Origin of the sequence: Tabrizicola soli (assembly GCF_015999335.1) — a bacterium.
Taxonomy (GTDB): Bacteria; Pseudomonadota; Alphaproteobacteria; order Rhodobacterales; family Rhodobacteraceae; genus Tabrizicola; species Tabrizicola soli.
In genome coordinates this window covers 147,475-168,001 of record NZ_JAEACP010000010.1, presented here as the reverse complement: position 1 = coordinate 168,001, position 20,527 = coordinate 147,475, and the positions used below count along the sequence as shown (strand labels likewise).

Here is a 20,527-nt window from a genome sequence, read left to right as displayed (position 1 = left end):
GCAGGCAAGCGCGCGAAGGAGCCTCCCATGACCCAGACCAAGGATCCCGTGCCGGACGAGGCCGCCTCCTCGGGCGACCCGATCGCCAGCGAGCCCGCCTTTCACCAGACCGAGACCCGCATGGCGATCATGGGCCATCCCCTGCATGCGATGACCGTCGCCTTCCCGGTGGCGCTGACCTTCTGCGCCTTCGGGGCCGACCTGTTCTACTGGTGGTCGGGCGAGGAGCGTTGGGCCTGGGCCGCGCTCTGGGCCAGCGGCACTGCCTTCCTGTTCGGCCTTCTGGCCGGGATCACCGGCACGGCCGAGCTGCTGATGGTCCCCGGCATCCGCATCCGCGCGGCCTCCTGGACGCATTTCGTGATCGCGGTGCTGCTCTTGTCGCTGCTCGGGCTGAACTGGGGCCGGCGGCTGCAAGGCTATGAGACGGCCGTGCTGCCCTGGGGCCTCCTGATCTCGGGCTTCGCGGTCCTGGTGGTGATTGCGACGGGCTGGCATGGCGGCAAGCTGGTGTTCGATTATCGGCTGGGAACGTCGAAGGGCAACTGATGCCCCAGCGGGGCCAGCAACCATCGGGGCAGGGGCAGATCGGCCAGCCCGGGCTTCGCCAGCACCAGGAACAGGATCCCCAGCACCAGCGCGACCGTCACCAGCGTCGGCGCCAGCGGCCCCGGCGGCTCGTGCTCTCCGTCGGTCTCGGCCACGGCGATGATCGTATGGCCCGCCCAGGCATGGACCGCGACCAGACCCGCGACCAGCACCAGCTTGGCGAAAAGCCAGACGGTGAACGCCTCGCGCAGGAAGATCAGGATGCCGCCGGTCAGGATGGCCAGCACGGCGGCGGGGGTGATGGCCCAGACATAGCCGTAATGGGTGGCGCGGCGGATCTGGGCGAACTCGGCCCGCAGGTCGGTCCGGTCATGCCGGGCCAGCATCTGCGGCAGGGCGAACAGCCCGGCGACCCAGAGCGCGAGGAAGCCGAGGTGCAGCGCCTTGAGATGCGGGACCACCGCCTCGGCCCAGGTCGCGGCCCCGCTCACGGCGTCGCCCCCGTCGCGCGCCAGGCCCGCCGCGCCAGCATCCCGCCCCAGACGACATAGGGCAGACCGGCGGGCATCCACATGACCAGGCCGCCGAGCTGCTGGTCGGCCAGCGGCGACAGGCCCCAGAGCAGGGGCGCCGTCGCATGGGTCGCGTAAAGCGCGCCGGGCGCAAGGGCCAGGATCGCGCCCAGCATCCCCATCGCCAGGAAGGCCAGGCAGACCCAGCCCAGCCCCGCGCCGTCCCGCAGGGAGAAGGCGGCGCGCCAGAAGGCCCAGGCCGATCCGAAAAGGCTCGCCTGCATGACCCAGTACAGCGCCTTGTGTCCCAGCGCGGCGTCATATGGCGCGGGCACATGCCAAAACCACAGGCAGGCGGTCGCCAGCAAGAGCGGCAACCCGGCCGCCGTCCCCGCCCGCGCCGGGCGGGCCAGCGCCAGCAGCGGCGCGGCGACCGCCACCAGCAGGACATGATGCACCACCCGGGCCGAGAACAGCGCCGAGGACAGCGCGCAAAGCGGAGAGATGAAGGCCACGGCCAGCACCAGGACCGCCGCGACGCCCGCGCGGCTGCGCCCGGCCCAAAGCGCCAGCAGGGTCAGCAGCGTCAGCGCCCAAGGATCGAAATTCCAGCGCCACGGAAGCTCGGCCGGCAAGGGCGCGGGGCCGCAATAAAGGCCCTCCCAGCCGCTCATTGCCCGGCCCGCCTGTCAGGCGGTCCGCAACAGGAACCTGAAAACCGCAAGTCGGACCGGGTCACGCGGGGCGCCTTCTCCTGGGAACCCTTCCAACGTCCGGCGACGCCATCCGTTCCCGGAAAGCTGCCGGCCTGACGGGATCAGGCCGCGCCCCTAAGCGCCCTTCGGGCGGAAGGCCTCGCAAAGCGCGGGATCGGTCTCGATCCGCGCCGCCTCGATCAGGTCGAGGCAATAGGGCACCGCGCGGAACACGGCCGTCAGGCAAGTCGCGATCGCCGAGGGCTTGCCGGGCAGCGTGATGATCAGGCAGCGTCCCCGGATGCCCGCATCCTGCCGCGACAGGATCGCCGTGGGCACTTCGGCCAGGCTGGCCAGGCGCATCGCCTCGCCAAAGCCCGGCAGGCGCTTGTCGATCACCGCGTCCAGCGCCTCGGGCGTCTGGTCGCGCGGGGCGGGGCCGGTTCCCCCGGTGACCAGGATCAGGTCCGCGCCATACGCATCCGCCAGTTCCCGCAGCGCGGCCGCGACCGACTCCCGCCCGTCCGGCACGATCCGCCGCGTGATGCGGACCGGAGAGGTCACCACCCGCCGCAGCCAGTCCTCGGCCGCAGGCCCGCCCTTGTCCTCATACTCCCCGCGCGAGGCCCGGTCCGAGACGACCAGCACAGAGATCAACGGATCGTCAGTCGACATGGTCACATACTCCCGCCAGGCACCAGCCGGTCGCCACGGCCTCGTCCGCGGGCAGCGCCTCGGACAACCCCCCCGCGAAGTCAAGGTAGAGCGGCAGGTTCAGCCCGTTCACCCCGACCAGCACCGTCATCCCCCGCGCCAGCGCCTCCGAGATCACCGGGACCAGCCCGCGCCCCTCGGACTCGGCCTTGCCGAACTTGTTGACGATCAGCACCCCGGCCCCCTCCAGCCGCCGCGCCACCTCGGCCACGGTCTGCTCCAGCGCGCCGTGGTCCAGCATGCAGCCCCGCGCGGCGGCCCCGCGATCCTCGCTGATCCGCACCACCGGACCGTCCGGCAGGACGCGCAGGTCCATGTCGCAGCGGGTGCGGTCCGCGCGGCTGACGTTGGTCTGCACCGTCCCCGCCAGGCGCACCCCGGCGGCTTCCAGCCGCCCGGCGACCGCAGCCAGGAAACGGTCGGTCTCGCCCCGTCCGCCGATGCTCACATGCGCCAGCCTCATGCCTTGTCCTCCGCTTCCGGGGCGACATAGCGCCCGGACTTGCCGCCATCCTTCAGCACCAGCCGGATCGCGTCCACCACCATCGACTTTTCCACCGCCTTCAGCATGTCATAAACCGTCAGGGCGGCAACCGAAGCCGCCGTCAGCGCCTCCATTTCGACCCCGGTCGTGCCCGTGGTCCTGACCGTCGCGCGGATCCGCACCCCCGGAAGCGCCGGATCGGCCACCAGATCGACGGCGGCGCGGGTCAGCGGCAGCGGATGGCACAGCGGGATCAGGTCGGCCGTCCGCTTCGCCGCCATGATCCCGGCCAGCCGCGCGACACCCAGCACATCGCCCTTCTTCGCCCGCCCCTCGGTGACATGGGCCAGCGTCCCCGCCGTCATGCGCACCACGGCCTCGGCCACGGCGATACGGTCCGTCAACGGCTTGTCCGAGACGTCGACCATATGCGCGCGGCCTTCGGCGTCGAAATGGGTCAGGGTCATGCGTCCTCTCCCTTGATCCCGCGGCAGACGGGGCAGTCCTTGCGCCGGTGCACGGCGATTTCCCGGCTTTCGCCCCAAAGCACGTCCTGCATCAGAAGCCGCCCCCGCAGGCTGCGCCCCGCGCCCGTGATCAGCTTGATCGCCTCGGCCGCCATCATCGCGCCGATGATGCCGGGCAGCGCCCCCATGACGCCGGCGCTGGCGCAGTCCGGGGCAAGCCCCTCGGCCGGGATCACCGGAAAGAGGCAGGCGAGGCAGGGCGCGTCCCGGGCGGGATCGTACAGCGTCACCTGACCCTCCCACTGGCTGATCGCGCCGGACAGAAGCGGGACCCGCGCCGCCACGCAGGCGGCGTTCAGCAGGTGGCGCGCGGGCAGGTTGTCGGTCGCGTCGATCACCAGATCCTGTCCCGCGACCAGTTGGGTCGCGTTCCCCGCATCCAGCCGGGCCTCGAGCGCGGTCACGGCGACAAAGGGATTGATCCCGGCCATAGCAATGCGGGCCGAGACGGCCTTGGGCATGTCCAGCCGGTCCTGGCTGTGGATCACCTGCCGCTGCAGGTTCGACAGCGAGACGCTGTCATCGTCCACCACCGTGATCCGGCCCACCCCCGCCGCCGCAAGGTACATGAGCACCGGCGCGCCCAGCCCGCCCGCGCCCACCACCAGGACCGAGGTCCGTTTCAGCCGCGCCTGTCCCGGACCGCCGATCTCGCGCAATGCGATGTGGCGGGCATAGCGGGGCAACTCGCCCTCGGCAAACAGGGGCACCGTCATCTGCATCGCTCAGCCCCCGGTCATCGGCGGGAAGAAGGCGATCTCGGCCACGCCGGCGATCGGCGCGGCGAAGTCCGCAAGCTGCTGGTCCAGCGCCACCCGCACCGCCGCCGGATCGGCGAAGGCGGCGGCGTGGCGGTCGCTGCGGGCCACCAGTTCCGCCATGAGGTCGGCCACGGTCCCGGCCTCGGTCTCGATCCGCTCGCGCGGGGCGTCGATCCGCTCGCGCAGCCAGGCGAAGTAGAGCACGTCGATGCTTGCCATCGGTCATCCCCCGGTATGGTTCATGCCGCGCGCCATCGCGCCGCGCGGCACCCCGCGCGAATAGTCGAAGTCATGCCCGCGCGGTTTTCGGGCGATTGCGGCGCGGATCGCCTGCTCCAGTCCCGCCGCGTCCGGCGTGCCGCGCAGGACCGGGCGCAGGGCGGTCGCGCCCTCCTGGCCCAGGCAGGTGTAGAGATCGCCCGTGCAGGTCAGCCGCACGCGGTTGCAGCTTTCGCAGAAGCTGTGGCTGAGCGGCGTGATGAAGCCGATCTTCTGCCCGGTCTCGGCCAGCCGCACATAGCGCGCCGGGCCGCCGGTGCTTTCCGTCAGCGGCTCCAGCGTGAAGCGCCCGGCCAGACGCCTCCGCAGGTCGGAGAGCGGCAGGTACTGCGCGATCCGGTCCTCAAGCCCGTCCTCGCCCATCGGCATCAGCTCGATGAAGGTCAGGTCGTGGCCCTCGGCCGCGCACCAGTCGACCAGCGGGAAAAGCTCGTCCTCTGTCGCCCCCTTCAGCGCGACGGTGTTGATCTTGACGCGCAGCCCGGCCGCCTTGGCCGCGCGGATCCCCTCCAGCACCGGGGCGAGTTGCCCCCGCCGCGTCAGCGTGGCGAAACGGCCGGGGTCCAGCGTGTCCAGCGAGACATTCACCCGCCGCACCCCGCAGGCGGCCAGCGCCCCGGCATGGCGGGCAAGCTGGCTGCCGTTGGTGGTCAGCGTCAGCTCGCGCAGCGCGCCGGTCTCGAGGTGGCGCGACATCGCGCGGAAGAACTCCAGGATGTCGCGCCGGACCAGCGGCTCGCCGCCGGTGATCCGCAGCTTGGTGACGCCCAGCCCGACAAAGGCGGAACAGAGGCGGTCCAGCTCTTCCAGCGACAGAAGCTCCTTGCGCGGAAGGAAACGCACCCGGTCGGCCATGCAATAGGTGCAGCGGAAATCGCAGCGGTCGGTGACCGAAACCCGCAGGTAGCGGATCTTGCGGCAGAAGCTGTCGGTCAGCGGGGCGCAGACGGGCAGGGCGGTCGTGCGGAAGGCGTCGGGGGTCTGCAGCATGATCAGCCCTCGTGCCGGAAGGGGTGCCAGTCGACAGGCTCTCCCATCGCGATGCCCTCGGACGCGGCGGGGATCACGGCAAGGCCGTCGGCGGCCGCCAGCGGGAACAGCGTGGCCGAGACGCCCTTGCCCAGCCGTTCCAGCAGCGGAAGGCCGGTCCCGTCCGCGCCAAGGCAACGGACGGGAACGATCTCCTGGCGGCCGGGACGGTGCTGCCAGGTCGATGCGGCCGTGCCCGACCAGCGGGCGAAGGGCAGGGGTTTCGCCCCGGCAAGCCGGTCGATCTGCGGCGCGACGAACAGGTGGAAGCCGACGAAGGCCGCCATCGGATTGCCCGGCAGGCCGGTGAAGGCGGTCCCGCCCAGGCGTCCGAACATCACGGGTTTGCCCGGCTTGACCGCCACCCGCCAGCCCGCGATCTCGCCGCCCGCGCGGACAAAGGCCGGCCGCAGCGGGTCGCGCCCGCCCATCGAGACCCCGCCCGAGGACAGGACCAGATCGGCCGAGGCGCAAAGCTCGGCCAGCCGCTGCGACAGCGGGTCCACGTCATCCGGCATCATGCCGCCGTCCACGGCCTCGCAGCCGGCCACCTGGGCCAGCGCAAGCAGCATGGGACGGTTGGCATCATGGATCTGGCCCCCGGCCCGTGGCGCGCCGGAGGCGGCAAGCTCGTCGCCGGTCGACAGGACGACGACCCGCGGCCTGCGGGTGACGGCGACGCGGGTGATCCCGTTCGCGGCCAGCAGGCCGACATGCCGCGGCGCGATCCGCGCGCCACGGGCGACGAGGCAGGCGCCGAGCGGCTGGTCGCTGCCGGCAAGGCGCAGGTTGGCGCCGATGTCGCGCATCACGTCGATGCGGACCGGGCCGCCCGCCTCGCTGGTGTCTTCCAGCGCCACGACGGTATCCGCCCCAAGGGGCAGGGGCGCCCCGGTGAAGATCCGCAGGGCGGCGCCCGGCGGCAGGGAGGTTCCGGCCACACCGGCCGCGACGGTTCCGGCCACCGGCAACAGCGTCCCCGCACCGGCGAGGTCGGCATGGCGCAGGGCAAAGCCGTCCATGGCGGAATTGGTGAAGAAGGGCATCGCGCTCGTCGCGATCACGTCGCGGGCGCAGGTCCGGCCCGGCGCCGCGTGCAGGGGCACGTCCTGAACGCCGCGGACAGGCGTGATCTGCGCGACGGCGATCTCGCGCGCGGCGGCCACGTCGATCATCAGCGGCATGTCACTGGAGGCGTTCATCGGTCCGGTCCTTCAAGGGATCTGCGGCCGGAGAACCCGGCCGCAGAGGTTGGTGTCACTTCACGGCGTCCGAGGCGTTGGCCATCAGGAACTCCATGATCAGCGCGGCCTCGTCGTCGTCCAGGCCGGCGCGGGGGAACATGGAGGGCGTGATCGCCTTCCACTGCAGTTGGGTGAAGGCGCCCACGTCGCGCGGCCCGTGGCAGACGGTGCAGCGTTCGTAGAACAGCTTCTCGCCCGGACCCATCTCGGCATAAAGCGCCTCGATCACCGTATCCAGCCGGTCCAGCCCCAGGTCCGCATCGTCGATCGCGGCCAGTTCCATGCCCTCGAGGATCGGCGGCTTTTCGTAGGCCATGTTCGGACCGTCCGGGTCCTCGCATTTCCGGATCGAGGCGAGGCAGGTGTTCGCCGTGGTCGCCTGGCTCAGGCCCGAGGATTTCTGCGTCGAGGTCAGGAAGTTCACCAGACCCGAGTTGCAGCGCCCCTTGCTGTCGAGGCTGGGCCAGCAGCCCTCGTAGATCGAGATCACGCCCGGCATGATCTCGTCCGAGACGACAGCCCCGGCGAGGACCGTGCCGCGGTCGTTCCAGATCTCGACCAGATCGCCATCCGCGATCCCGCGCGCCGCGGCGTCCTCGGCGTTGATCCGCACCGGCTCGCGGCCCTGCACCTTGTAGAGGTCGCGCAGCGATTCCGACTGGTCCATCTGGCTGTGCAGGCGGTGCCAGGGGTGCGGGCTCACGACGTGAAGCTGGCCGTCCTTGGCGTTGCCCAGGTATTCGGCCGGCTCCAGCCACATCGGCATGCCGGGGCAGTCCTCGAGACCCATGTTCGCGATGGTCTCGCAGAACATCTCGATCTTGCCCGAGGTCGTATGCAGCGGGTTCGCCTCGGGGTCGGTGTAGAACGCGCCGTGGCGGACCCAGGCGCGGGCCTCCTCGGGCGCCGGCTGAAGCGCATAGCCGTGCTCCCAGAACTGCTCGAACGGGACGGTCTCGGCGGCGGTGGTGCCGTTGTAGGCCTTCTTGATGATGTCGATGTATTCCGGATAGGCCTGATCCTCGATGTACTGCGACTGGCGGTAGAACAGGTCGGACAGCGCGGCGAAGATCTCGAAGTCGCTGCGGCTTTCGCCGATCGGCTCGATGATCTTCTTCATCGCGTAGATGCGGTCGTTGGAATAGGTCCCGCCGACCGAGATGTCGTCGCGCTCCAGCGGCGAGGAGGCAGGCAGCACGATGTCCGCCCAACGCGTCGCGGCGGTCCACCAGACGTCCTGGCTGACGATGGTCCTGACCTTCTGCAGCGCCTTGATCAGCCGGTTGGTGTCCTGCTGGTGCGACATGAAGTTGTTGCCGGCGTTGTAGATCATGTGGACGTCCGGATACTTGCGGACGTTGCCGTTGTAGACCACCTCCGCGCCCGGGTTCTCCAGCGCCTCGGTCAGGCGCGAGGCCGGGACGATGTATTCGGTGACGAAGTTCTTGCCCTGGCTCAGGCCGGCCGGGGTCTTGCCGCCCGATTGCGGCATGCCGCCGTTGCCATAGTGCCAGGAGAAGCCCACGCCCTCGCCCGGCTTGCCGATCTTGCCGGTCAGCGCGGCGAAGTTGATGATCGCCCAGTGGGTCATCTCGCCGTGGTGGGCGCGTTGCAGCGACCAGGCGCCGGCGATCTCGGTGCGGGACTTGGCCAGCAGTTCCGCCAGTTCGCGGATCTTGGCTGCGTCGATGCCGGTGATGGCCGAGGCCCATTCCGGGGTCTTTGCCGTCTTGTCCTCGCCCTCGCCCTTCACATAGGCGATCCACTTGTCGGCGCCGGTGGCGTATTTCGCCATGTATTCCTTGTCGTCCAGGCCCTGCTCCAGGACGTGGTAGGCCATGGCCAAGAACAGCGCGACGTCGGTATTCGGGATGATGCGGACCCAGTCGGCGTTCAGCACCTTGTCCGACGCCGTGCGCTGCGGGTTGATCGAGATGAACCTGGTGCCGTTGTCGCGGATCTGCTCCCAGGGGGTGTACATGCCGTGGTCGGCCACGGTGTATTCGACGCGGTTGTTCTTGACCGGGTCGCAGCCGACCAGGACGAAGACCTCGGTATTGTCGCGGATCACTTCCCAGGCGGTCTGGGCCGAATAGACCTCCATGTCGCCGATCACATGCGGCAGCGAGATCTGGCTGGCGCCGCCGGACCAGTCGCCCACCGTGTTGGTGCAGCCGCCGATCATGTTGAAGAACTTGCCCTGCAGCACGTTGGGCCGCATGATCCCGGCATGGCTCCAGCCGCCGTAGGAGGTGGACAGGATGGCCTGGTGGCCGTGTTCGACGATGGTGTCGGTGATCGCCTTGGCCGTCAGCTTCAGCGCGGTATCCCAGTCGACGCGGACATATTCCTCCTTGCCGCGCAGTTCCGGCTTCACGTCGCCGGACTTCCAGTTCTCCAGATAGGACTTGCGGACCATCGGATAGTCGATCCGGCTCTTGTCATAGACGCGGTCCAGGACGCCATGCATCAGCATTTCGGTCGGGCGCTGGTCCAGCTCGATCATCGGCGAGATGCCGACGATCCTGCCGTCGCGCACCACGGCCTCGAACGGGCCATAGTGGCTGGCGCTGAAGATGCGGCCAGAGAACGAGTTCGGATCGACGGCGGCCAGCGCGGTCGAGTTCAGAAGCCAGCCGGACCCGAAGAGGGCGGCGCCCCCCTTCAGGAAGCTGCGTCTGGTCGGGTTGATCAATGTCATGGCGGATCTCCGTCTTGTCTGCGACCAGAGAATGGCCGGATGCGGCTACAGGCGCCTTGACGGCCCTCAATCCGTCCGGTGAAGAGGTGTAAAGAGATGTGAAGGCCGCGCCATGACCGCGCATATCCTCATCGTCGAAGACGATCGCGTGACGCGGATGCGGCTGGCGGGCTATCTGCGCGGCCTCGGCCACCGCGTGACCGAGGTCGAGGATGCCGAGGCGATGCAGGACGTCATCGACACCGACCCGCCCGAGATCCTGCTGCTGGACATCGGGCTCGAGGGCAAGGACGGGCTGACCATCACGCGCGAGCAGCGGGCGAAATCGCGGGTGGGGATCATCCTCTTGACCTCGCGCGACGAGCAGGTGGACCGGATCATCGGGCTGGAGATGGGGGCCGACGACTATGTCACCAAGCCCTTCGACCGGCGCGAGCTGGCGGCGCGGATCAAGAACCTCCTGTTCCGCATCACCGAGATCGGCCGCAGCGCCCCCAGCGCCGGAGCGGTCGAGGATTTCGGCCCCTGGCATTTCGACCGCATCCGCCGCCGCCTGGTCTCGGCCGCGCGGGTCGAGACGCTCAGCGCGCAGGAGTTCGACCTTCTGGACGCCCTGACCCGCAACCCCGGCGTCACCTTCGGCCGCCCACGGCTGAGCGAGATCGTCGGCCGCGGCGACTTGCGGCCCGGCGACCGGACCATCGACGTTCTGGTCGGCCGGCTGCGCAAGAAGATCGAGGCAGATCCCGCCCGCCCCGACCACATCCTGACCCGCATGGGCGAAGGCTATTGCTTCGCCGCGCCGGATCCCGGCTGAAGCGCAAGCCCGACCCGCCGCGCCGCCGCCGTGAGGTCGCGGATCGCCGCCTCGGCCGTCGCCTCCAGCGCCGGCATGGCGCCGACGTCCCGCGACTGGAGCCGCTGCATCAGCGCGCAGAAGTCCAGAAGGTGAAAATTCGCCGCCGCCCCCTTCAGCCGGTGCGCCAGCCGGGCGCGGGCCTCGGCGTCGAGCTCGGCCCGCAGTTGCGCCGCCGCCGCCGCCAGCTCGGCCAGCATCGCCGCGACGATCTCCGCCGTCTGCGCGGCGCCGAGGCTGGTGATGTCCTCGCGCAGCGCCGCCTCGGGTCCCGATCCGCCCTGCCCGGCGACCGGCGCGGGCGCCTCGGCTTCCGCCAGGAAGGACGCCAGCGCACGCGGCGAGATCGGCTTGGTCAGCACGCGGTCCACCCCGAACTTCGCCCGCGTCGCCGCATCGTCGCGCACCAGATCCGCCGTCAGGACCGCCACCTTCGCGCCCGTCCGCCCCAGCCGTGCGAGGACCTCCTCGCCGGTCATGTCCGGCAAGCCCAGGTCGACCAGGATCGCCTCGAACCGCCCCTCGCGCACGGCTTCCAGCGCCGCCTTCCCGGTCGCGGCTTCGGTCACGCTGCATCCCATCCGTTCAAGGTAGCCCCGCGCCACCAGCCGGTTGACCGGGTGGTCGTCCACGACAAGCACCCGCCTGCCTTCCCCCGTCAGCGCCAGCGCGGCAGGCGGCGCGACCTGCGCGGGGTCCGCCTCGGGCAGGCAGAGGACCAGCGTGAAGACGCTGCCGCGTCCGGGCGCGGTCGAGACGCGCAGTTCGGCCCCCATCGCATCGGTCAGTTGCCGCGTGATGGCCAGGCCCAGCCCGACCCCGCGCACGCCGCTGCGCCGCGCGGTCATGCTGCGCCCGTAGATGTCGAAGGCCTGCCGCGTCTCCTCGGCCGTCATCCCCGGCCCGGTGTCGCGCACGGCAAGGCTGATCTCGTGCCCCTCCGCCACCGGGCGCGACGAGACGCGAAGCTCCACCCGCCCGCCTTCGGTATATTTCACCGCATTGGTCAGCAGGTTCATCATGATCTGCCGGATCTTCGTCGCCTCGCCGGTCACCGCCGGGGGCAGGCCGGCGGCGATCTCCACCACGGCCGCAAGGCCGCGGGTCGCGGCCATCACCTCCAGAAGCTCGCCAAGCCCGCGCGCAAGCGCCGTGGGATCGAAGGCCTCGCTGCGCTGACCGCCTTGCCCCTCCTCTCCGGCCGAGAAGGCCAGGATATCCTCGGTCAGCCGCTGCAGATCCCGCGCCGAGGTCAGGGCCGCCTCCAGCCGCCCCCGCCGCGCCGGATCGGCCTCCTCTCCGGCCAGAAGGTCCAGAAGCCCGATCATCCCGTTCAGCGGCGTGCGGATCTCATGGCTCATCCGCGCCAGGAAATGCGTCTTGGCGCGGCTCAGCTCCTCGGCATCCGCCCGGGCCGCGTTGGCAGACTGCATCTCGGCCACCACATCCGCAGTCCGGCCGATGACCGCCGCTTCCAGCCGGTCGCGCAGCTCTGCCGCCTCCTCCGTCCGGTCGCGCAGCACGTTCAGCGCCTGCTCCAGCCGCCCGATCTCGTCCTCGCCGCTGATCGCCATGGGCTGACCGACGCTGCCATCCGCGACCAGGATCATCCGCTCGGCCACCTCCTCCAGCCGGAGCACGACCTTCCGGCGGGTGCGCGCCCAGACCAGATAGGCCGCCAGCAGCGCCAGCAGGATCACGCCCGCCAGCGCCGCCAGCAGCATTGTCGCCTGCCACCCGGCATCGGCCACGCCCGCCTTCATCCGGACGCGGGTCTCGTCCCGGCCCCGCTGCGCCTCCGAGGTCAAGAGATCCAGCTCGCGCCCAAGCTGAAGCGCAAGGCTGTCCAGTTCGGTCTCCGCCGCCAGTCCGGCCAGCCGCTGCGCAAGCAGTGCGCCGCCCTGCGCCAGGACGTTCAGCTCGGCCCGCGCATTGTCCGTCGCCGCCCGCGACAGCATGAAGCCCGCGCGGTCGCGCGCCAGCACCAGCGCCGCCGCATAATCCGCGCCCAGCCGCTGCAGTTCCGCCGCATCCTTCGCCACCGGGATGCGCGCGGCCAGGCGGTCCAGCGTCGCCACCGCCTCGGCCATCTCGGCCAGCCGCTCGTAGGCGAAGAAGTTCACGTCGGCGAGGCGGTCGAGGCCCGGCCTCGGATCGCGCCCGCCGGGCAGCGCGTATAGCTCCCAGATCCCGGCGGTGATCCGAAGCCGCGCCAGGTCGGCCTCGGTCGAGATCATCGCCGCAAGCCTTGCGCCCGAGGCGGCCAGCCGGTCCCGTCCCGCGCGCAGGGCTTCCCCCGCCCTGATCCGGCGATCGACCGCGCGGCCCATCGCCGTCACCAGATCGCCCACGGCCGTCGCCGAACCCGCTCCCGCCGCCTGGGCAAGGAAGCGGCGCATGGCGTCAAGGTCCGCCTCGATCCCGCCCACCCGGTCGGCAAGACCGGACGAGATCTCGGCCATGACGGCCGCGCTTTCCGCATCCCGCAGCCGCCCGGCCAGCGAGGCGGCGAGTTCCGCTTCCTGTGCGACCCGCTCGGTCCGTTCGATGATCGCGATGCTTTCCGACAACACGCGCTGCTGGGTCCGGGCGAGGAAGCGGTTGACGCCGAACGAGGCGAGGCCGACAACCATGATCAGCCCGGAGAGGACCATGAAGACCGACTGTAGCTGCCTGTCGAACCGTCTGGAGCGCATGGGATCTGCTTACCGTCGGCTTGTCCCCGCGGCAATCCTTGCCCTCTGCACCCTTTTCGGGGCCGAGGCGCGGGCGGACCAGGCCCTGCTTTGCGTGCTGGTGCCGCATTTCAAGGACGAATACTGGCTTAGCGTCGCCTACGGGATCGAGCAGCAGTCGGCGGAAAGGCAGCTTTCCGTGCGGTTCTTCGAGGCCGGGGGCTATGACGCCCAGAAAAGCCAGATCGACCAGATTTCCGCCTGCCGGGCGTTGCAGCCCGGCGCGATCCTGATCGGCACCGTTTCCTCCGATGCGCCGGACCTGCTTGCCGCCGTGCAGGCGGCCGCCCGGGACCGGCCGGTGATCGGGCTGGTGAACGAGCTGCACACGGATGTCCTGACCGCCCGCGTCGGGGTCGACTGGGCCGACATGGGGCTTGCGCTGGGACAGAACCTCGCCGGCCGCTTCCCCGCCGGCTCGCCGCCGCTGGATGCCGTCCTGCTTTCCGGGCCGGCCGGGGCGGGATGGGTCGCACCGCTCGAATCCGGCCTGCGGCGCGGTCTGGAACGGTCATCGGTCAGGATCGTCGCGACCTATGGCGCGGACACCGGCACGGCGGAACAGTTGCGCCTGCTGGAAAAGGCCGTCGCGGCGCATCCCGGTATCGACCTGGTGATCGGAAGCGCCCCCGCCATCGAAGCTGCGATGGCCCTGTTCCCGAGGGGCCGGGACCGGCCCCGTCTTGCAGCGACCTATGTAAGCCACACGGTCGCAAGGGGCCTGGTCGGCGGCAGGGTCATGGCCGCCCCCTTCGACGATCCGATCGCGCAGGGAAGGCTGGCCGTGGATGCAGCCGCGGCGGCGATCGCCGGGCAGCGGGCGGCCGCACCCATCGGTCCCGGGATCGTCGTCAAGGAAGGCGGCATCGACCCGGCAAGCATCGACCTGTCCCCGGCCGATTACTTTCCGGCACTCGACTGAGACCCCGGCCGGCTTCCCTCGGGGCCGCGGGCTTTCTGCGCAACCCGCGGATGAAGAAAACTCCATCCTGCCGGAACCACTGCGAACGCATCTCGTTTCCCACAGTGACATGGTTTCGATTTCGACAGGACGACTGGCCAGATCCGTGCCGCGTTCCGTTGATCTCAAAGCGTCTTTCGGTCTGCGGGGCGCGATCGGCGCGTCCGGATGCCGATCAAGCGAAGGAGCTTTAGCGATGGAGGTCTTCACCCGCTTTTCCGAAGTCTTTGAACGGCAGAAGATCGAGGAACTCTCCCTGCAGGACTACCTGCTGGGATGCCGCAGCGACCAGACGATGCGCGCCACCGCGGCGGAACGGATGGTGAAGGCCCTGGGCGAGCCGCGGCTGGTCGACACCAGCCAGGACCAGCGGCTGGGGCGCATCTTCCTCAACCGCACGATCCGGCGCTATCCGGCCTTCGACGAGATGTACGGCGTCGAGGAGACGATCGAGCGCATCGTCGGCTTCTTCCAGCGCGCCGCGCAGGGGTTGGAGGAGCGCAAGCAGATCCTTTATCTGCTGGGCCCGGTCGGCGGCGGCAAGTCCAGCATCGCCGAGATCCTGAAGCGGCGGATGGAGCAGCAGCCGGTCTATGTGCTCAAGGCCGGCGACCAGGTGAGCCCGCTGTTCGAATCCCCGCTGGGCCTGTTCGACGCCGAACGCTTCGGCGACCTTCTGGCCGACAAGTACAACATCCCCCGCAGCCTCTTGCGCTATCCGCTCTCGCCCTGGGCGGCCAAGCGGCTGGCGGAATTCGACGGCGACATCGCGAAATTCACCGTGGCGCGAATCTACCCCTCGATGCTGCGGCAGATCTGCGTGGCCAAGACCGAGCCGGGGGACGACAACAACCAGGACGTCTCGACCCTGACCGGCAAGCTCGACATCCGCAAGCTGGAGGAGTTCAGCCAGAACGACCCCGACGCCTACAGCTATTCCGGCGGGCTGAACCGCACCACGCAGGGCCTTCTGGAATTCGTCGAGATGTTCAAGGCCCCGATCAAGGTGCTGCACCCGCTGCTGACCGCCACGCAGGAAGGCAGCTACATGGGCACCGAGAACATCGGCGCGATGCCCTATCAGGGCCTGATCCTGGCCCATTCGAACGAGGCGGAATGGCTGCAGTTCAAGTCGAACCGCAACAACGAGGCCTTCCTGGACCGGATCACGGTGGTCAAGGTTCCCTACTGCCTGCGCGCGACCGAAGAGGCGCAGGTCTATCAGAAGCTGATCGCCGACAGCACGCTGGCCGATGCCCCCTGCGCGCCGGAAACCCTGCCGATGCTGGCGCGGTTCTCGGTCCTGACCCGCCTGCACGACCACGAGAATTCGACCCTCTACTCCAAGCTGCGGGTCTATGACGGCGAAAGCATCAAGGACACCGATCCCAAGGCGAAATCCCTGCAGGAATACCGCGACAAGGCCGGGGTGGACGAGGGGATGACCGGCACCTCGACCCGCTTCGCCTTCAAGATCCTGTCCGAGACCTACAACCACGACACCGACGAGATCGCCGCCGATCCGGTGCATCTGATGTATGTGCTGGAGAACACAATCCTGCGCGAGCAATTCCCCGAGGAGACCCAGGGCCGCTATCTGGACTTCATCAAGTCCGGTCTCGCCCCGCGCTTTGCCGAATTCATCGGGGAAGAGATCCAGAAGGCCTATCTCGAATCCTACTCCGACTACGGCCAGAACCTTTTCGACCGCTACATCGCCTATGCCGACGCCTGGATCGAGGATCAGGACTACAAGGACCCCGACACCGGCCAGATGTTCGACCGCGAGGTGCTGGAGAAGGAGCTGGAGAAGATCGAGAAGCCGGCGGGCATCGCCAATCCCAAGGATTTCCGCAACGAGGTGGTGAAATTCGTCCTGCGCGCGCGGGTCGAGCATGACGGGCGCAATCCCGACTGGCGCAAATACGAAAAGCTGCGCCGGGTGATCGAGAAGCGCATGTTCAGCCGGGTCGAGGACCTTTTGCCGGTGATCAGCTTCGGCGCCAAGCGCGACCGCGACACCGACGCCAAGCATGCCGAATTCGTCGACCGCATGATGGCGCGCGGCTATACGCAGCGGCAAGTGCGGCGGCTGGTGGAATGGTACATGCGCGTCAGCAAGGCGGGCTAGGCGGAAGGGCCGCGCCATGACCCATTTCATCGACAGACGCGCCAACCCCAAGGACCGCAGCCTTGGCAACCGCCGGCGTTTCATCAAGCGGGTGCGCGAAGCGGTCAAGGCGGCGGTCGACCGCTCGGTCAAGGCGCGTGCCATCGCCGATGTCGATCAGGGCGACGCGGTCGCCGTCTCGGCCGGCGACATTCACGAACCGTCCTTCCGCAATGCCCGCCAGGGGGGGCACCGCGAATATGTCCTGCCCGGAAACCGGGCGCTGCGCACCGGCGACCGCATCGACAAGCCGCCCCCGGGCGGCGGTGGCGCGGCCGGGCGCGAGGGATCGATGTCGGGCGAGGCCGAGGACGATTTCGTCTTCACCCTCTCGCGGGAAGAATTCCTCGACCTGTTCTTCGAGGACCTGGAATTGCCCGACCTGGTGAAACGCTCGCTGAAGCGGATCGAATCCACCCATCCTCATCGCGCCGGCTTTTCGGTGACGGGCCCGCCCGCCAATCTCAGCGTCACGCGCACCATGCGCAAGGCCATCGGCCGCCGGATCGCGCTGCAACGGCCGGGGCTGCGGGCGGTGGCCGACCTCGCGGCGCGCATCGAGGATCTGGAACGCAACGCGCCGCGCAACGACGCCACCCGGCGCGAGCTGGACCGCCTGCGGCAGGAGCTGGAACGGATGCGGCTGCGGCAGCGCCGGGTGCCCTACCTGGACCCGGTCGACCTGCGCTACCGCCATTTCGACCTGCGGCCCGATCCGACGGCCAATGCGGTGATGTTCTGCCTGATGGACGTCTCAGCCTCGATGGGAGAGCGCGAGAAGGACCTGGCGAAACGCTTCTTCGTCCTTCTGCACCTGTTCCTGAAACGCAGCTACGAACGGGTGGAACTGGTCTTCATCCGCCACACCCACCTCGCCCGCGCCGTGGACGAGGAGACCTTCTTCCACTCCGCCGAAAGCGGCGGCACCGTGGTCAGCACCGCGCTCGAGGAGATGCAGCGCATCATCCGCGAGACCTATTCCCCCGCCGACTGGAACATCTACGCCGCCCAGGCCTCGGACGGAGAGAACTTCTCCGGCGATTCCGAGAAATGCGGCACGATCCTGCGCGACGAGCTGATGCGCCACTGCCAGTATTTCGCCTATGTCGAGATCATGGCCCCCGAAGAGGCCGCGATCATCCGCAGCCCCGAGACCGGCACCGAACTCTGGCGCACCTACCTGTCGGTGGCCGAGGCCTGGCCGAACTTCGCGCAGAAACGCATCGCCCGGCCGGCCGACATCTACCCCGTGTTCCGCGAGCTCTTCGCCAGGGAGACCGGCCATGGCTGACACCGGCCTCCTCTTCGACCAGAGCGACTGGAGCTTCGATCTGCTGCGCAGGACCCATGACGCGATCGAGGCGGTGGCGCTTCAGGACCTCGAGCTCGAGATCTACCCCAACCAGATCGAGATCATCTCGGCCGAGCAGATGCTGGACGCCTATTCCGCGATCGGCATGCCGCTGATGTATGGCCACTGGTCCTTCGGCAAGCATTTCATCCACCACGAACGCCACTATTCCGCCGGGCACAGCGCGCTGGCCTACGAGATCGTCATCAACTCCAACCCCTGCGTCAGCTATTGCCTGGAAGAGAACACCATGCCGATGCAGGCGCTGGTGATGGCCCATGCCGCCTTCGGCCACAACCATTTCTTCCGCAACAACCACCTGTTCCGGCAATGGACCGATGCCGAGAACATCCTGGACTACCTGGCCTATGCCCGCGCCTACATCCGCCGCTGCGAGGACCAGCACGGCCCCGCCGAGGTCGAGCGTATCCTGGACGCCGCCCATGCGCTGATGTCCTGCGGCGTCTTTCGCCACCGCCGCCCGCCGGCCCCCACCCCGCGCGAGCAGGAGGAACGCGCCCGCCGCCGCGAGGCCGAGCGCGAGCGCGAGGTGCATTACATCTGGTCGGGCCTCGACCGCGCCCAGCCGGGCTCGGAGGCCGAAAGCCAGATGCAGGAGCGCAAGCGCGAGATGCACCTGCCGGAGGAGAACCTGCTCTATTTCCTGGAACGCTTCAGCCCGGTGCTGCAGAACTGGCAGCGCGAGGTGCTGGCCATCACCCGCCACATCGCCCAGTATTTCTATCCCCAGCGCCAGACCAAGATCATGAACGAGGGCTGCGCCACCTTCGTGCATTACCACATCATGCACCGCCTGCACGAAACCGGCCGGATCGGCGACGGCGCGATGCTCGAGGTGCTGGCGAACCACACCAACGTGCTGACCCAGCCCGCCTTCGACGCGCCGCATTTCTCGGGCCTGAACCCCTATGCGATCGGCTTCGCCATGATGCGCGACATCCAGCGCATCTGCACCGACCCGACCGGGGAGGACCGGGAGTGGTTCCCCTATGTCGCGGGCTGCGGCGACTGGCGGGGGGTGCTGAAGGACGCCTGGTCCGCCTATCGCGACGAAAGCTTCATCCAGCAGTTCCTCAGCCCCCGCGTGATCCGCGACCTGCGGCTCTTCGCCCTGACCGACGACGAGAACCAGAACTGGTATCGCGTGTCCGCCATCCATGACGCCGCGGGCTACCACCGGGTGCGCGACACCCTTCAGCGCGCCAACGACCCCGCGCTGAACGAGCCGGTGATCCAGGTCGCCGATGTCGACCTTCTGGGTGACCGGGTCCTGCACCTGGAACACCGGATGTTCGACGGCGTGCCGCTGGATGACGGCAACCGCAGGAAGACGCTGGAGCATTGCCGCCGGCTCTGGGGTTATGACGTGCGGCTGACCAGCCAGCGCGAAACCTGAGCCAGCCTCACTCGGGCTGATAGCCCGCGATCAGCTGGCGCAGGCCCAGCATCGCCCCGGCGATGATGGCGGCCAGCGTCACCGGCCCCGACCAGGCCAGCGTCGCAAAACCCGTGACGCCCTGGCCGACCGAACAGCCCATCGCCACCACGCCCCCCACGCCCATCAGCGCGGCGCCACCCACCTGACGGCCCAGCTCGCGCGGGTCCTCGCAGGCCTCCCAGCGGAAGAGGCCGCGCAGGATCGAGCCGACCAGCGAGCCGACCATCACCCCCACGACCGAGCCGACCGAGAAGGTGATCCCCCCGGCGGTCGAGGTCATCAGGAAGATCAGCGTCCGCCCGACCGGCGCGGTATAGGACGGGCCCTCCACCGTGATCTCGCCCAGGCTCTCCGCCGCCAGCCAGGAGGTGCCCAGGAAGCACCAGGCCACCGCCAGCCCCGCCGCCACGCCCCATGCGATCTGGCGCGGGCTTTGCCGCAGGCCGGGATGCGCCAGCCCCCAGGCCAGGAATCCCCCGGCGATCGCCAGGATCACCGCCACCGGCGGCAGGCCCAGCTGGCCCAGGTCGTGCAGGATGCCCTGCGGTCCCGCCGCCTCGGGCTGCGGGAACAGCGTCACCCGCAAGGGCGCCAGCGGGCCGGACAGCGCGACGAAGCCGAAGATCCCCATCACCACCACCACCACCAGCGAGCGCAGGTCGCCACCGCCAAAGCGCACCAGCGCGCCAAAGCCGCAGTTTCCAGCCATCGCCATGCCATAGCCGAAGATCAGCCCGCCGACGATCGAGCCGAGCGCGTTCCACTGGATCGCATGGTAGAAGGTGCCGCCCAGGTCGATCACCCCGGCCATCGCGCCGAACTGCGTCGCCAGGATCGCCACCGCCAGCACCACGCCCCAAAGCCGCATCCGCCTCTGGTCGCGGCCATAGACCGCCGATTCAAGCGCCCCCAGGGTGCAGAAATCCCCCAGCCGGGCCGCCAGCCCCAGGACCACCCCACCCGCCAGGCCAACCAGGGCGGCCAGCACTCCGATCGGAACCGTCTCCAGCACCCGCCCTCCTCCGGCCGTTCAGCCTTGCTCTGGTCCGTAAAGCCGTGCCAGGACCTCGATCACCGCGGTGACCTTCGGGTCCAGCAGGGAATAATAGATCGCCTGCCCCTCGCGCCGGGCGCTGACCATGCCCTCCAGCCGCAGCCGCGCCAGTTGCTGGCTCACGATAGCCTGACGCGCGGACAGCAGGTTTTCAAGCTCGGTCACGCTTTTCGGCCCGGTGCGCAGATGGCACAGGATCGCCAGCCGCCCGTCATGCCCCATCGCCTTGAGCAGCGTGGCGGCCTTTTCGGCGCGGGCAACCAGCCCGTCGAGGTCGGGATGCGCGTCCGACACGGCGTTCTCCGCCTGTCCGCCGTTGAGCTGTTCGTCCTCCGCCAAAGCGCCCGCCCCGGATTTCCCTGCCCCCGTTATTGCTTCCGCGATCCGCAAAGGGCAACCCACCTGTTGCCCGGCCGCCAGCTTTGCCAAGGATCGCGTCCCCCGCG

Annotated in this window: 19 protein-coding genes; 6 read left to right on the top strand and 13 right to left on the bottom strand. The window is 69.3% G+C overall.

What is annotated here, in order from left to right; translation table 11 throughout:
- The first annotated feature begins 27 nt into the window (after nucleotides 1–27).
- Nucleotides 28–549 carry a DUF2231 domain-containing protein gene (locus I7S92_RS11205; protein WP_242070165.1) on the top strand — a complete coding sequence of 174 codons (522 nt, stop codon included), beginning with the start codon at nucleotides 28–30 and terminating at the stop codon, nucleotides 547–549.
- Here the strand turns inward: I7S92_RS11205 and I7S92_RS11200 are convergent.
- From I7S92_RS11200 to I7S92_RS11155, 10 genes are all read right to left on the bottom strand, one after another.
- Nucleotides 519–1,040 carry a CopD family protein gene (locus I7S92_RS11200; protein ID WP_197644019.1) on the bottom strand — a complete coding sequence of 174 codons (522 nt, stop codon included), beginning with the start codon at nucleotides 1,038–1,040 and terminating at the stop codon, nucleotides 519–521. The two genes, I7S92_RS11205 and I7S92_RS11200, sit on opposite strands and share 31 nt — an antisense overlap.
- Nucleotides 1,037–1,735 (bottom strand): cytochrome c oxidase assembly protein, encoded by a 699-nt coding sequence (locus I7S92_RS11195; RefSeq protein WP_197644016.1) that lies wholly within the window; start codon nucleotides 1,733–1,735, stop codon nucleotides 1,037–1,039. Before I7S92_RS11195 ends, I7S92_RS11200 begins: the two co-directional genes overlap by 4 nt.
- 156 nt (nucleotides 1,736–1,891) lie before the next feature.
- Nucleotides 1,892–2,431, bottom strand: a complete 540-nt coding sequence (gene mog, locus I7S92_RS11190; protein ID WP_197644013.1) for a molybdopterin adenylyltransferase — start codon at nucleotides 2,429–2,431, stop codon at nucleotides 1,892–1,894.
- Nucleotides 2,421–2,933 carry a DUF2478 domain-containing protein gene (locus I7S92_RS11185; RefSeq protein ID WP_197644010.1) on the bottom strand — a complete coding sequence of 171 codons (513 nt, stop codon included), beginning with the start codon at nucleotides 2,931–2,933 and terminating at the stop codon, nucleotides 2,421–2,423. Before I7S92_RS11185 ends, mog begins: the two co-directional genes overlap by 11 nt.
- Nucleotides 2,930–3,421 carry a cyclic pyranopterin monophosphate synthase MoaC gene (gene moaC / locus I7S92_RS11180; protein WP_197644007.1) on the bottom strand — a complete coding sequence of 164 codons (492 nt, stop codon included), beginning with the start codon at nucleotides 3,419–3,421 and terminating at the stop codon, nucleotides 2,930–2,932. Before moaC ends, I7S92_RS11185 begins: the two co-directional genes overlap by 4 nt.
- Nucleotides 3,418–4,197 (bottom strand): HesA/MoeB/ThiF family protein, encoded by a 780-nt coding sequence (locus I7S92_RS11175; protein WP_354001324.1) that lies wholly within the window; start codon nucleotides 4,195–4,197, stop codon nucleotides 3,418–3,420. Before I7S92_RS11175 ends, moaC begins: the two co-directional genes overlap by 4 nt.
- A gap of 9 nt (nucleotides 4,198–4,206) precedes the next feature.
- A complete protein-coding gene (gene moaD / locus I7S92_RS11170) occupies nucleotides 4,207–4,452 on the bottom strand; it encodes a molybdopterin converting factor subunit 1 (RefSeq protein WP_197644104.1) in 246 nt (81 codons plus the stop codon).
- 12 nt (nucleotides 4,453–4,464) lie between these two features.
- Nucleotides 4,465–5,511, bottom strand: a complete 1,047-nt coding sequence (moaA, locus tag I7S92_RS11165; protein WP_197644000.1) for a GTP 3',8-cyclase MoaA — start codon at nucleotides 5,509–5,511, stop codon at nucleotides 4,465–4,467.
- Nucleotides 5,512–5,513: 2 nt separating this feature from the next.
- Entirely contained in the window at nucleotides 5,514–6,752 is a 1,239-nt protein-coding gene (locus I7S92_RS11160) for a molybdopterin molybdotransferase MoeA (protein ID WP_197643997.1), read from the bottom strand.
- 55 nt (nucleotides 6,753–6,807) lie between these two features.
- Complete coding sequence (locus I7S92_RS11155) at nucleotides 6,808–9,495, bottom strand: molybdopterin-dependent oxidoreductase (RefSeq protein ID WP_197643994.1); 2,688 nt, start codon at nucleotides 9,493–9,495, stop codon at nucleotides 6,808–6,810.
- Between the two features lie 112 nt (nucleotides 9,496–9,607).
- Between I7S92_RS11155 and I7S92_RS11150 the strand changes: the two genes are divergently transcribed.
- Nucleotides 9,608–10,312, top strand: a complete 705-nt coding sequence (locus tag I7S92_RS11150) for a response regulator (protein ID WP_197643991.1) — start codon at nucleotides 9,608–9,610, stop codon at nucleotides 10,310–10,312.
- Here I7S92_RS11150 and I7S92_RS11145 read toward each other — a convergent pair.
- A complete protein-coding gene (locus tag I7S92_RS11145; protein ID WP_197643989.1) occupies nucleotides 10,282–13,047 on the bottom strand; it encodes an ATP-binding protein in 2,766 nt (921 codons plus the stop codon). The two genes, I7S92_RS11150 and I7S92_RS11145, sit on opposite strands and share 31 nt — an antisense overlap.
- Here I7S92_RS11145 and torT point away from each other — a divergent pair.
- From torT to I7S92_RS11125, 4 genes are all read left to right on the top strand, one after another.
- The gene (torT, locus tag I7S92_RS11140; protein ID WP_197643986.1) at nucleotides 13,046–14,008 is read left to right on the top strand and encodes a TMAO reductase system periplasmic protein TorT; all 963 of its coding nucleotides are present in this window, start codon (nucleotides 13,046–13,048) and stop codon (nucleotides 14,006–14,008) included. The two genes, I7S92_RS11145 and torT, sit on opposite strands and share 2 nt — an antisense overlap.
- 235 nt (nucleotides 14,009–14,243) lie before the next feature.
- Nucleotides 14,244–16,178: a PrkA family serine protein kinase gene (locus I7S92_RS11135; RefSeq protein WP_197643983.1), complete on the top strand. Its 1,935-nt coding sequence runs from the start codon at nucleotides 14,244–14,246 to the stop codon at nucleotides 16,176–16,178.
- Nucleotides 16,179–16,194: 16 nt separating this feature from the next.
- Complete coding sequence (locus I7S92_RS11130; protein WP_197643981.1) at nucleotides 16,195–17,508, top strand: YeaH/YhbH family protein; 1,314 nt, start codon at nucleotides 16,195–16,197, stop codon at nucleotides 17,506–17,508.
- Nucleotides 17,501–18,985 (top strand): SpoVR family protein, encoded by a 1,485-nt coding sequence (locus I7S92_RS11125; protein WP_197643979.1) that lies wholly within the window; start codon nucleotides 17,501–17,503, stop codon nucleotides 18,983–18,985. Before I7S92_RS11130 ends, I7S92_RS11125 begins: the two co-directional genes overlap by 8 nt.
- A gap of 7 nt (nucleotides 18,986–18,992) precedes the next feature.
- On the opposite strand, the gene I7S92_RS11120 is transcribed toward I7S92_RS11125, so the two are convergent.
- Both I7S92_RS11120 and I7S92_RS11115 read right to left on the bottom strand, forming a co-directional pair.
- Nucleotides 18,993–20,039 (bottom strand): YeeE/YedE family protein, encoded by a 1,047-nt coding sequence (locus I7S92_RS11120; protein WP_354001323.1) that lies wholly within the window; start codon nucleotides 20,037–20,039, stop codon nucleotides 18,993–18,995.
- Between the two features lie 18 nt (nucleotides 20,040–20,057).
- Nucleotides 20,058–20,375: an ArsR/SmtB family transcription factor gene (locus tag I7S92_RS11115; RefSeq protein WP_197643977.1), complete on the bottom strand. Its 318-nt coding sequence runs from the start codon at nucleotides 20,373–20,375 to the stop codon at nucleotides 20,058–20,060.
- Between the last annotated feature and the right edge of the window lie 152 nt (nucleotides 20,376–20,527).

Excerpts from the sequence above, each read along its gene's own strand:
- I7S92_RS11160 (WP_197643997.1), bottom strand. The coding sequence starts at position 6,752 with ATGAACGCCTCCAGTGACATGCCGCTGATGATCGACGTGGCCGCCGCG.
- mog (WP_197644013.1), bottom strand. The coding sequence starts at position 2,431 with ATGTCGACTGACGATCCGTTGATCTCTGTGCTGGTCGTCTCGGACCGG.
- I7S92_RS11135 (WP_197643983.1), top strand. The coding sequence starts at position 14,244 with ATGGAGGTCTTCACCCGCTTTTCCGAAGTCTTTGAACGGCAGAAGATC.
- I7S92_RS11175 (WP_354001324.1), bottom strand. The coding sequence starts at position 4,197 with ATGACGGTGCCCCTGTTTGCCGAGGGCGAGTTGCCCCGCTATGCCCGC.
- moaC (WP_197644007.1), bottom strand. The coding sequence starts at position 3,421 with ATGACCCTGACCCATTTCGACGCCGAAGGCCGCGCGCATATGGTCGAC.
- I7S92_RS11195 (WP_197644016.1), bottom strand. The coding sequence starts at position 1,735 with ATGAGCGGCTGGGAGGGCCTTTATTGCGGCCCCGCGCCCTTGCCGGCC.
- moaA (WP_197644000.1), bottom strand. The coding sequence starts at position 5,511 with ATGCTGCAGACCCCCGACGCCTTCCGCACGACCGCCCTGCCCGTCTGC.
- I7S92_RS11155 (WP_197643994.1), bottom strand. The coding sequence starts at position 9,495 with ATGACATTGATCAACCCGACCAGACGCAGCTTCCTGAAGGGGGGCGCC.
- torT (WP_197643986.1), top strand. The coding sequence starts at position 13,046 with ATGGGATCTGCTTACCGTCGGCTTGTCCCCGCGGCAATCCTTGCCCTC.
- I7S92_RS11125 (WP_197643979.1), top strand. The coding sequence starts at position 17,501 with ATGGCTGACACCGGCCTCCTCTTCGACCAGAGCGACTGGAGCTTCGAT.
- I7S92_RS11130 (WP_197643981.1), top strand. The coding sequence starts at position 16,195 with ATGACCCATTTCATCGACAGACGCGCCAACCCCAAGGACCGCAGCCTT.
- I7S92_RS11145 (WP_197643989.1), bottom strand. The coding sequence starts at position 13,047 with ATGCGCTCCAGACGGTTCGACAGGCAGCTACAGTCGGTCTTCATGGTC.
- I7S92_RS11150 (WP_197643991.1), top strand. The coding sequence starts at position 9,608 with ATGACCGCGCATATCCTCATCGTCGAAGACGATCGCGTGACGCGGATG.
- I7S92_RS11185 (WP_197644010.1), bottom strand. The coding sequence starts at position 2,933 with ATGAGGCTGGCGCATGTGAGCATCGGCGGACGGGGCGAGACCGACCGT.
- I7S92_RS11205 (WP_242070165.1), top strand. The coding sequence starts at position 28 with ATGACCCAGACCAAGGATCCCGTGCCGGACGAGGCCGCCTCCTCGGGC.